The following is a 10,000-nucleotide window of genomic DNA, read 5'->3' on the forward strand; positions in this document are numbered from 1 at the left end:
TTCCTTCACAACAGAGTCTCCTGACCGCGATGCAGGAAGGACAGTTTGCAATCACCGGTCAGAGTGAGCGCTCTTCAGGAGCTATGGTCAGGACTGAACCTGTCCCATGTGATTTTGTCATGGTCGCAGCAGGTAATCTTGACGCTATTGAAGGGATGCATCCGGCCTTGAGATCCCGTATCAGAGGAAACGGATATGAGATCTACATGGAAGATACCATGCCCGATACTCCTGAAAACCGGGAAAAGTTTATCAGGTTCATCGCGCAGGAGATCAAAAATGATGGTATGATCCCTCACTTTGATCGGACTGCCATTGACGAAGTCATCCATGAAGCAAAACGCCGTTCAAACCGGAAAGGCTACCTGACCCTGAAACTTCGGGACATGGGAGGTCTTATCAGGGTTGCAGGAGATCTTGCACGACAGGAGGGTGCAGAGCTTACCACCAGACGCCATGTTCTTGAAGCCAAGAAAACTGCCCGGTCCATTGAGGATCAGATATCCGGCCAAATGATCCGAAGAACACGTGAATATGAACTTGCTGTCGTTGAAGGGACTGAGATCGGACGGGTGAACGGTCTTGCAGTCATGGGGAGTGATGCAGGATCCGTCCTCCCGATTATGGCTGCAATTACTCCTGCACAAGGTGATGGTGGTAACATCATCGCAACAGGGCTTCTCAAAGAAATTGCACAGGAGTCAATCAAGAACGTAGGAGCCATCCTCAAAAGATTTACTGGAAAAGATATCAGAAATATTGATATTCATATCCAGTTTATCGGAACATACCAGGGAGTGGAAGGCGATTCTGCTTCAATTACGGTTGCAACAGCAGCTATCAGTGCGCTTGAATCAATCCCGGTCAGACAGGACATTGCAATGACCGGTTCCCTCTCAGTCAGAGGAGATGTCCTTCCGGTTGGAGGAGTCACCTACAAGATTGAAGCAGCAGCACGGGCAGGTATCAGGAAAGTCCTTATACCAAAGGCAAATCTTGGAGATGTTCTCATAGAGGATGAATTTTTATCAACCATTGAGATCATTCCGGTTGAAAAGATAGATGAGGTACTTAAGATTGCACTGGTTCCAGACAACCGTGAGATGTTCCTTGATAAACTGAAAACAATCGCATGGTCTACAACCCGTTCGATTCTGGGAACTGATATTTCTGCACCCCGGACGGTAGTCTGATGTCTCTCCCGTACCGTTACTACGATGTCCGCAGGGTTACCGGAGAGGTTACCCAGATTGACGTGGACAATGGAAGAGTCGAACAAGCAGGCTCCTCATTTTTTGATAAAGCGGTCATCAGGGTTCTCGGAGAGAAGGGATGGGGAATTCTCTCCGTATCCGGTGAAGAGGCTGAGTTTGAAACCCTTCCGGAGTCCTTCATTCAGGAAGCATATGATGCATCACAGGTCACGAACGTTCATATCCCGATTCAGGAGACGCCATCCCACCTCCATGTTGTACCTGCAATGAAAGAAAATCCGGCAGACGTAAGTCTTGATGAGAAAGTTACTATCCTGCTTGATATGTATAAGGCAACGAACGGACAGGATATTGTCAGCCGTCGGATTAACTATATCGAAAAAGATGAAACGGTCTCTTTCTCTGATTGTCTTGGTCATGCATACACCTATCACCTGTGCAGATGCGGGTTTTCGGTCCTCGCTGTCGCATCACGTGCAGGTGTAGTCCAGATGGGATACGAACGGGATCATACCATTTCCGGCCTGAACATACGGCATCGACAGGATCTGGCCAGGGAAGCAACAGAACGCGCACAAAAACTCCTTGATGCAAAACCGGCGAAAGGAGGAGTGATGAGAGCGGTTCTGGATCCGGAACTTGCCGGGGTTTTTGCTCATGAAGCAGTCGGTCATGCCTCAGAAGGAGACCTGGTAAAAGAAGGAAGCTCCATTCTAAAAGGAAAGATCAACGAACAGATAGGATCAACGCTTCTCACGATAGTTGATGATCCATCACTCCCGCAATTTGGTTTTTGTCCGGTGGATGACGAAGGAACAGAAACAAAACGGACAGAGATAATCAAAAATGGGATATTGTCTGCATATCTTCATTCCAAAGAGACACTTGCATCCGTAGGTGACGGGGTTGCGGGTCATTGTCGGGGAATGCCGGGTGTTGAGCCGATTGTCAGGATGAGTAACACCTTTATTGAAAACGGTGATTCTACCTATGATGAGATCATCTCCGAATGCAGATCAGGGATCCTTCTCAAAGGATCCAGGGGGGGTCAGGTAGATCCCGGACGGGGGATGTTCCAGTTTAATGCGGAATACGGATTTCTGATTGAAAACGGAGAATGTACCACAATGGTTCGTGATGTTTCCCTGTCCGGAGAGATATTGCAGACCCTGCATACCATCTCTCTTATCGGTAATGATCTGGCCCTGCATCCGGGATATTGTGGAAAAGGTGGACAGACAGTTCCGGTTACCGACGGGGCGCCCCATCTTCTGCTTGACAATGCAGTGGTAGGGGGGTGTGAGATTGATTGAAGATATCCTCAGGGCTGCAAAACAGGTTGCTGATGAGGCAGAGGTTTTCTATGCCCAGAGTGAATCAATCGCAGCAGATCTGAAACGGGATCGTATTGCCATCGGAAGTAAATCCAAAGGATCCGGCATTATCATCCGGATTATAAAAGATGGAAGGATTGGAGTATCATGTACAGATAATCCGAAGACATGGAAGAACTGTCTTGATGCAGCGTGTGCCAGTGCCAGATTTTCTGATCCTCTTCCCTGGAAAGGACTTCCAGGGCCTGAAAAAATAGACCAGAAACCACTCGCCTTTGACAAACGGATAACGACCGATCCGGCCCTTGTTATTGATCTTATCAACCGGCTGAAGACGGGTGCTGAGGCATATGCTGCAGATATCACTTCAGGATCTGCATCGGTCGCTATATCAGAACATACCATTGCGAATAGTAATGGATTATACTATAGTACTACCGGTACGCAGGTTCATGTCAGTCTGGAGATGATTGCCGGTCAGTCCACAGGCTATGAATCTGATACGGCATGGAACCTTGACATAATAGATCCTGAAAAAACCGGAAAAGAAGCCGCATTTTTTGCAGCCAATGGTCAGGGAGGAGAAGAGATAGAAACCGGGATGTACGATGTTGTTCTCTCACCAATGGCAATCTCCCAGCTCCTTGACGCTGCAGTCATCCCTGCTCTCTCGGGAAGAAATGTTCATACCGGACGTTCTGTTTTTGCAGGGAAAATTGGAGAGCATATTGCAGGGGATACGATCTCTCTCATTGATGATCCGATGGACTCACGAGGTGTTGCCAACTGTGCATGGGATGGTGAAGGAATGCCTGTTCGGAAGATTCCTTTCATAGAGAACGGTATCCTTCGATCATTTGCCTATGACTTGAGAACAGCATACCGGTACGGGGAAAATCCAACAGCCAGTGCTGTTCGGACCGGTCAGTCCGGTGCTCCGGCTATCGGAAACCATAATCTCATACTGAAAGGACCCGAATCGGATATTCTTTCTGAAAAAGCAGTATATGTTCATGACCTTATCGGTGCACATACTGCAAACCCCATGTCAGGCGATTTCTCAGTAGAACTCTCATCACCTTTCTTTGCATATGATGGAGAACTTCACGAGCCAATCAGGACCGGGATGATCTCTGGAAATATATTTGATATTCTCCATAAAATTCAGGGGTGTAGCACGGATACCCGAACACTTGGTTCAACTATTGTGCCTTCTGTCAGATTATCTGGTATTTCAGTGATCGGGAGAGGATAAATGACATCCGAGGCACTGAAGGCAGATCCCAACCGGCTTATAAAAATTATCGCATCGTTATCAAGTGCCCGTGAATTACTGTCACCGGAGGTTACCAAAGCCGATGCATTGGAAGTCAGGCTGGATTTAATAACCGAGCCGATCGATGATGCATTACACTCACTTCGGACCTCCTTTCAGGGCCCGATAGTACTCACTGTCCGGAGTAGTGATGAAGGAGGGGCATATGCAGGAGGGTCGGCAGGGCTGTGGAAGAAATTAGAACCCTATATCGGACTTGTCGATAGTATTGATCTGGAAATCAGGTTTAAGGAACATGCTTCAAAGGTGAAAAAACACAATAAAACCATAATAGCGTCCTGCCACCAGAACCGGATGCCTGATGATGATGAAATGCAGGCTCTTATTGAAGAGCTTCATTCCTTTGGTGATATTGTAAAAATTGCTGTACAGCCTCAGACGAAAGAAGATGTAATCAGACTTCTGAAGATTACTGCTGCTTGTCCCTATCCTATTATTATGAGTGTAACCGGAACGGTATATCGGTATGCCAGGCCTCTGCTCTGTCTATTTGGCTCTTTATATACCTATTGTTATATCCATAGTGAGACTTCCCCCGGTCAATATAGTCTTCGTGAGATGCAACTTCTTGCCCATCTGCTCAGCCCCGGATTTGTCGATCCCTGGTTTGAAGGAAGACCAGTCAGGTCAGGAGATGCATCCGGCTATTATGAACGAGCTGAACAGTATAGAAAACATCTCGAATTTTGATGAATTCACTTTTTCATGAGGACGACACACCGGATACTGCTTCGTATCTGGTATGACCCGGCATGCGACTTCTCAAAAGTAGTCATTGGATATCTGAACCGGGGAGTAGGCAGTACTTGTTCCACAATACATGGCTCTGAAATAACAAGACTTGAAAACCGGTATATTGTTCTAAAACGCCAATTTGCATATGAGGAGGAGGTGTACATCCCGTACCACCGGATCTGGTGGATAACCTATGATACCCGGATGATCTGGTCTCGTACTCAGAGATAGATAACCGGATGATGAGTGAATAACGTGTTATGCGTATTTTCAGATTCCCCAGTGAATCAGAATCTTCCTCAAACCTGATAAGGCCACACACAAATATAGTACATATACGGGATGCGATAGGGATCTGAAATGCAAATAACTTCTTTCCTGTTCATTCTGGTATGTACTGGTGTTATTCTCATCTCTCACACGTGTGCATATCAGGATGAAAACATGGAAAATACACATCCATCTGACCTCATTCAATTAAAAGAACTTCAGGATGAGGTTATTATTGGTGACAAAATCACACTTACCGGCCAGATTGACCGGTCATTATTCGGAACACAACCTTCTGATGTCATAATCCTCATTACTGCGCCCTCAGGTTCACATGCCGACTCCTTCATGCTGGCAAAACCTGCTTCAAACGGGACTTTCAGATATAACCAGATAGCAGATGTTGGCGGGGACTGGGGATTTGAAGCATTGTATACCGGAATATACAGCGAAAAAGTTTCAGTTCTAGCAGTTCCGGGCAATGAACCGAAAAAGACTGCATTAACATTAAGCGGCTGGCCAACGTTTCCGAAAACCGGTGATTATGTCACATTTAAAGGGAGATTAACAGATAGTGAAGGGAAAGGCATTCCACATAAAGAGATTTTGTACAGGCTTGCTTCAAGCCCGGTCGGATGTCTTGGTGGATGCGCATTTGGTGGAATGCTTGAATGGAGAGAAGCAGGATCTGTTACAACAGACCTCAGCGGAGAATATTCATTCAGTCTTCCGGTTGTTGAGAGTGGATCTGTGCAGATTGAAGCAGTATTTTCCGGTGATGACGGATATAGTGCTACCTCCTCAAGGGTACTGAAGATTACGGTATACGAATAAATTATTGTTTATATTGTGCTGGATTCTTATCAAAAGTATCCTTACATCCTTTATTACAGAAATAATAGGTTTTTCCTTCATAGGTGGATGAAAATTGCGCAGTATTCGGATCCACTGACATACCACATATCGGATCAATTTCTTTATTCATATGCATACCTGATTTCATTTCCTGCATAAGAGCCGGGGGTGTATACTGTTTTAAAAGAAGAGAAAGAGTGATGACCGTAACCGATGAGAATGCCATGGCAAGAGCCCCATATTCGGGTCTGAACATGATTACAGGATAGAGAATTCCTGCTGCAAGCGGGATGAGAACAATATTATACGCAAAAGCCCAGAATAAATTCAACCTGATTCTTCCCATCACTTTCCTTGCCAACTGAAGAGCTGCCGGTATATGAATGAGTGAATCCCTGATCAGAACCACATCAGCACTTTCAATAGCGATATCTGTGCCAGAACCGATTGCGATTCCGGTATCAGCCCGTGCCAGAGCAGGTGCATCATTGATACCATCTCCGATAAATGCCACCACATTTCCATTGTTTTGCATCTGAACAACCTGATCTTCCTTCCCTTCTGGTAAGATCCGGGCAAATACATCGGTAATTCCAACCATAGACGCGACTGCATCGGCTGTTATCTGATTATCACCGGTAACCATACCAGACCGGATTCCCATCTCTTTCAGGAGCCTGACAGCCTGTTCAGCTTCCGGCTTTATCTGATCCGCAATAGAAATAAGACCCAGAATCTGGTCGTCCCGTGAGATGAGAACTGTTGTCTTCCCTTCTCTTTCCCGTCTGGATACCAACTCTTCTTCGTCAGATGTAAATGAGAACCCTTCGGAAAAGATGAAATCACGGGTACCCAGCCGGACCACCCCTCCGGATATTGTTCCTGAAAGGCCGCTTCCGGAAATATTTTGAAATGATGTGACCTTGGCAGGTTCAATCCCCTCCTGGTGTGCTTTTGCAAGGATGGCAGTACTTATCGGATGGTCGGAGAGAAATTCAAGAGATGCAGCCATGGATAAGAGGAGTCTGGGATTGCCGGTAAAGGAATCTACATCAGTGACAACGGGTTTTCCCCTGGTGATGGTCCCCGTCTTATCAAAAAGAGCTACGGTAATTTTATCGGCAATCTCTAAAACCGATCCATTCCTGATAAGTATCCCAAGTTCAGCCCCACGTCCGATTCCAACGGTAACCGCGGTCGGTGTTGCAAGACCGAGAGCACACGGGCACGCTACAACAAGAACCGCAATCAAAGTCTGAAGGGAGAACCGGAGATCCATTCCTCGAATACCATACCAATAGAGAAATGCGAGAACAGCAATGAGAAGTACAACAGGGATAAACCAGGTAACAGCATAGTCGGCAAGTCTCTGGACAGGAGGGCGGGACCCCTGGGCCTCTTCAACCAGCCTGATAATCCGGGCAAGCATCGTGTCAGAGCCAACTCTCGTCGCTTCATAATCAAATGCCCCGCTTGTTACCAGAGTGCCTCCGATGACCTCCTGGCCGGGTTCGCGCAAAACAGCCAGAGGTTCTCCGGTTACCATGGACTCATCCACATAACTTGATCCTGATACAACGATCCCATCTACAGGAATCCTTCCTCCCGGTCTCATCCGAATGATGTCTCCAGGGATAACCTCCTGAACAGGGATATCTTTCTCAACTCCATCACGAATAACCGATGCAGAGTCAGCCTGCAGTCCAATCAGTGAGGTTATTGCTGATGATGTCCGCCCTTTTGCCCGCGCTTCAAGATACCGGCCAAGAGATAAAAACGCGGTAAGCATCAAAGCAGTCTCATAGAACAACGTATCCATATCAAGAATAATGGAAAATGTTCCGAGAACACTTGCAAGATATGCAACCGATATTCCCATCGCATACATGACATCCATATTCAGGGTTTTATTCCGAAGAGCACCAAAAGCAGCACGAAAGATAGGAGTACCAAGCCAGAACAGTACCGGAGTTGTAATTATGAGCTGGACATAAGACAAAAGATGCATATCATGATCCGGAATATACATCATGCCCATAAGAACCAGAGAGAGACCAAAACCGATGATGATCTTAAAGAGCTGCTGTTTCAACTCTCTTTCCCGTAATTTTTCACTCTCATCTATCTCATCATGGTCTGTTCCGAGAAACTGATAACCGGCATTATGAATGGCATCCCTGATTTCTCTTATATCCACAAGTGAAGGATTATAGGTGATATATGCCCGCTCATTCACAAGATTTACATCGGCGGATATCACGCCATCAAGGGTCTGCAGGGCTTTCTGAACTGTCTGAACACAGGCGGCACAGGTCATTCCTCCAACCTTTATTACCACTTTTTCCAATCTGACCGAAAAACCACTTTTTTCGACAGCCCCGGTCAGGTCTTTAACGGATACTTGTGAAGGATCATACAATACGCGTGCTTTCCCTGTTGCAAGATTGACTCTTGACTCTATCACACCCGGTGTGGATGAAAGACCCTTTTCAACTGTACCTGCGCAGGTGGCACAATGCATTCCGGATATCTCCAGTTCAATCTCTTTTTTCTTCTCCTCTGCCATACAAAAACTCCCATTAGCCTATTTTTTTATGAAGATAATAAAAAACCCAAAAACTCATTTTGGCTGATAACACCAGATGATAATGTATGATCCTTTGTGCAGCACAGATATCACCCTGTTGGAATGATCCACAATCCGGATTAAAAAAGATGAGACAATATGCAGCTGAGGCAGTAGAAGGGGATGCTGAGTTGATTGCATTTCCAGAGCAGATACTAACTGGTTGGGACCCCCATGATACGTCATATACTACAGAAGAAACAGGAGCACTCGTAGATGAGATGCGTGAGATTGCACAAGAGGTGAGTATCGGAATAATCGGATCATATCGGGAAAAAGGTGATGAAAAACCATTAAACACATGTATTGCAATCGGTCCTGATGGACGGACACTTGCAAAATATTCCAAAATTCACCTTTTTTCTCCGGCGGGGGAAGATCTCCATTACTCATCCGGCAGTACTTTAGGATCATATACCGTGAACTCCTGCACAATTGGTTTTGCCATATGCTATGACCTCAGATTTGCACAACTCTTTCAGGCTTACCGGAATAGAGGGGTCCATCTTATGATTATTCCGTCAGCATGGCCATCCTCAAGGATGAAACATTTTAATCTTTTTACAACGAGCAGAGCGGCGGAGTTTCAGACCTTTGTGGCTTCTGTGAATACCGTCGGTATCACTCCGGTCGATACGTATATCGGAGGGACGTGCATTGCCGGGCCGGATGGAACTATCAGGGCACGGGGAAGTGATCTGGAAGAATTAATTTTTTATGATATTCACGAAGAAGAAGCACTCACTCTGAGAAAAAATTTCCCTGTTCATCAGGACTATGAGAAGGTTGACTATACGGAATTACTTTCCAGATAAAAAAAAGGTTTTACAATATTAAAATCAGTTCACTCACTGATTCATCATATTCATCATCGCCTGGGAACCTGACCTGAATAAAGGTGGTCGTCGATCCTCCACTGGCGGTAAATTTGAAAAATCCTTTCTCATCTGTGGTCGAGATACCAAGAATAGAAAAGTCGCTTCTTGTTCCCACCCGGTCGGATGCTTCACAAATTACCTTTTTCCCTGCCAGTGGGGCTCCGTTCTCACCCATCAGCTGTCCGCCGATTGAGACCGCCTGACCAGGGAATGGATTGGAAGGGGATGCCTTTGCGGTCACTTTTGTCTTTGATTTGGCTACCTGTGGGATAATTCCGGTCTTTACCTTTAGCTCTTTTGAGATATGACCTGATACAATCTCACTTATTGTTCCTTCAAACTGGGAATTTCCATTATATCTGACTCTGAGATATTCTGGCGGTGATGCTGCCGGTCGGAAAAATGAATATGCCCCTTCGATATCAGTAGTTGCCACTGCCAGAAATTCATATTCACTTTCCGGATCATTTTCTTCCAATCGTTCAAGGGATACTTTCTTATTACCCATGACCGTACCTTCCGCATCGGTCAGGATACCTTTCACGGTGAATGGGAGATTTTCACCCGGATCAGCAGGATCGGTCCCAATTGAAAGATGGGTCTCTACCTTATCAGCAAAAACACAAGACCCCCACCCACAAAAAACAAGGGCGATAAGGGTTGTCAGGACCACCAGAGAGAAACTGAGTGCACGTTGTGACTGCACTGGTGAACACGTCATACCCAATATCTGGTACCGCTTCCATTAACAG

9 protein-coding genes are annotated in these 10,000 nt (G+C 46.0%); 7 read left to right on the forward strand and 2 right to left on the reverse strand.

The features are described 5' to 3' along the window. The 6 genes from lonB to LDL35_RS06195 all read left to right on the forward strand — a co-directional run. A partial coding sequence (gene lonB / locus LDL35_RS06170) for an ATP-dependent protease LonB (protein ID WP_304020481.1) occupies positions 1 to 1,193 on the forward strand: 1,193 nt, incomplete at its 5' end. Beyond that, on the forward strand, positions 1,193 to 2,527 hold the full coding sequence (locus LDL35_RS06175; RefSeq protein ID WP_304020484.1) for a TldD/PmbA family protein: 1,335 nt from the start codon (positions 1,193 to 1,195) through the stop codon (positions 2,525 to 2,527). The genes lonB and LDL35_RS06175, both read left to right, overlap by 1 nt. Beyond that, positions 2,520 to 3,803 carry a TldD/PmbA family protein gene (locus LDL35_RS06180; RefSeq protein WP_304020487.1) on the forward strand — a complete coding sequence of 428 codons (1,284 nt, stop codon included), beginning with the start codon at positions 2,520 to 2,522 and terminating at the stop codon, positions 3,801 to 3,803. Before LDL35_RS06175 ends, LDL35_RS06180 begins: the two co-directional genes overlap by 8 nt. After that, positions 3,804 to 4,574, forward strand: coding sequence for a type I 3-dehydroquinate dehydratase (locus tag LDL35_RS06185; protein WP_304020489.1), 771 nt, complete (start codon positions 3,804 to 3,806; stop codon positions 4,572 to 4,574). A 15-nt stretch (positions 4,575 to 4,589) separates the two neighbouring features. Further along, positions 4,590 to 4,850, forward strand: coding sequence for a DUF504 domain-containing protein (locus LDL35_RS06190; protein ID WP_304020491.1), 261 nt, complete (start codon positions 4,590 to 4,592; stop codon positions 4,848 to 4,850). 213 nt (positions 4,851 to 5,063) lie between these two features. Beyond that, positions 5,064 to 5,723 carry an Ig-like domain-containing protein gene (locus tag LDL35_RS06195; RefSeq protein WP_304020495.1) on the forward strand — a complete coding sequence of 220 codons (660 nt, stop codon included), beginning with the start codon at positions 5,064 to 5,066 and terminating at the stop codon, positions 5,721 to 5,723. Position 5,724: 1 nt separating this feature from the next. On the opposite strand, the gene LDL35_RS06200 is transcribed toward LDL35_RS06195, so the two are convergent. After that, positions 5,725 to 8,310 carry a heavy metal translocating P-type ATPase gene (locus tag LDL35_RS06200; protein WP_304020497.1) on the reverse strand — a complete coding sequence of 862 codons (2,586 nt, stop codon included), beginning with the start codon at positions 8,308 to 8,310 and terminating at the stop codon, positions 5,725 to 5,727. Between the two features lie 86 nt (positions 8,311 to 8,396). On the opposite strand from LDL35_RS06200, the gene LDL35_RS06205 reads away from it, so the two are divergent. Next, complete coding sequence (locus LDL35_RS06205) at positions 8,397 to 9,185, forward strand: carbon-nitrogen hydrolase family protein (protein WP_304020499.1); 789 nt, start codon at positions 8,397 to 8,399, stop codon at positions 9,183 to 9,185. Between the two features lie 10 nt (positions 9,186 to 9,195). Here LDL35_RS06205 and LDL35_RS06210 read toward each other — a convergent pair whose 3' ends face one another. Continuing rightward, positions 9,196 to 9,969, reverse strand: a complete 774-nt coding sequence (locus tag LDL35_RS06210) for a hypothetical protein (RefSeq protein WP_304020502.1) — start codon at positions 9,967 to 9,969, stop codon at positions 9,196 to 9,198. Between the last annotated feature and the right edge of the window lie 31 nt (positions 9,970 to 10,000).

This window comes from Methanospirillum hungatei, assembly GCF_020216685.1.
GTDB lineage: Archaea > Halobacteriota > Methanomicrobia > Methanomicrobiales > Methanospirillaceae > Methanospirillum > Methanospirillum hungatei_B.

Coding starts and splice junctions, on each gene's coding strand:
- LDL35_RS06205 (WP_304020499.1), top strand. CDS start 8,397: ATGATCCTTTGTGCAGCACAGATATCACCCTGTTGGAATGATCCACAA.
- LDL35_RS06175 (WP_304020484.1), top strand. CDS start 1,193: ATGTCTCTCCCGTACCGTTACTACGATGTCCGCAGGGTTACCGGAGAG.
- LDL35_RS06210 (WP_304020502.1), bottom strand. CDS start 9,969: ATGACGTGTTCACCAGTGCAGTCACAACGTGCACTCAGTTTCTCTCTG.
- LDL35_RS06190 (WP_304020491.1), top strand. CDS start 4,590: ATGAGGACGACACACCGGATACTGCTTCGTATCTGGTATGACCCGGCA.
- LDL35_RS06195 (WP_304020495.1), top strand. CDS start 5,064: ATGGAAAATACACATCCATCTGACCTCATTCAATTAAAAGAACTTCAG.
- LDL35_RS06200 (WP_304020497.1), bottom strand. CDS start 8,310: ATGGCAGAGGAGAAGAAAAAAGAGATTGAACTGGAGATATCCGGAATG.
- LDL35_RS06185 (WP_304020489.1), top strand. CDS start 3,804: ATGACATCCGAGGCACTGAAGGCAGATCCCAACCGGCTTATAAAAATT.